The sequence below is a fragment of the Acinetobacter sp. UBA3025 genome (assembly GCF_002367915.1).
GTDB lineage: Bacteria > Pseudomonadota > Gammaproteobacteria > Pseudomonadales > Moraxellaceae > Acinetobacter.
The window spans coordinates 1-723 of the sequence record NZ_DFDO01000238.1 but is presented as its reverse complement, the minus strand read 5'-3'; the positions used below and the strand labels follow the sequence as shown (position 1 = coordinate 723).

General features: G+C 36.1%; 1 protein-coding gene. It reads left to right on the top strand.

Going from position 1 to position 723, the window contains the following annotated elements; genetic code table 11:
- A partial coding sequence (gspG, locus tag B4J23_RS10075) for a type II secretion system major pseudopilin GspG (RefSeq protein WP_291360392.1) occupies positions 1–393 on the top strand: 393 nt, incomplete at its 5' end.
- Positions 394–723: the final 330 nt, after the last annotated feature.

Here is a 723-nt window from a genome sequence, read left to right as displayed (position 1 = left end):
ATTGAAGTAATGGTGGTAATTGTTATTCTCGGTGTGCTTGCAGCGCTGATTGTTCCAAATGTAATGGGACGCGGTGAAAAGGCTAAAGTGGATACCACAGTCATCAAATTGCAGAGTATTGCGGGTTCACTGGATCAATATAAGCTGGACAATGGCAAATATCCAAGCATGCAGGAAGGTGGCCTGGATGCACTGGTAAATCAGCCGGCAACAGCGAAGAACTGGCTGCCAGGTGGCTATGTGAAAGGGGGTTATCCGAAAGACAGCTGGGATAATGACCTGCAATATGTGACTCCAGGAACCAATGGTCGTGCTTTTGATTTGTACTCTTTTGGTGCCGATGGACAGGCAGGTGGCGAAGGAACTGATGCTGATATTTATTACCAACCTTAACTGATAATTATTATAAATTAGTAGGTTATTGAATATATCACTTCACTTGATTGGTTGTTTCAATATTGGGTGAAGTGATAATAACTCTCAATCATAAAATATAATATAAGTAGATGAATTTAATAATATTGTTATAATATTGATGATTTGATAGTTATAATAAGAATTATTCCCATATTTATCTATTACAATTATCGTAAAATGTGAATAAATATAGACTTTCTATTTACAAAAAATAGCTCATAATATTCTTAATGGCCCTTTTTTAGCCAAAGGAGAATGGTATGAAAGCATTAATATTGTCGGATGAAATAAACCAGTTTCATTGGT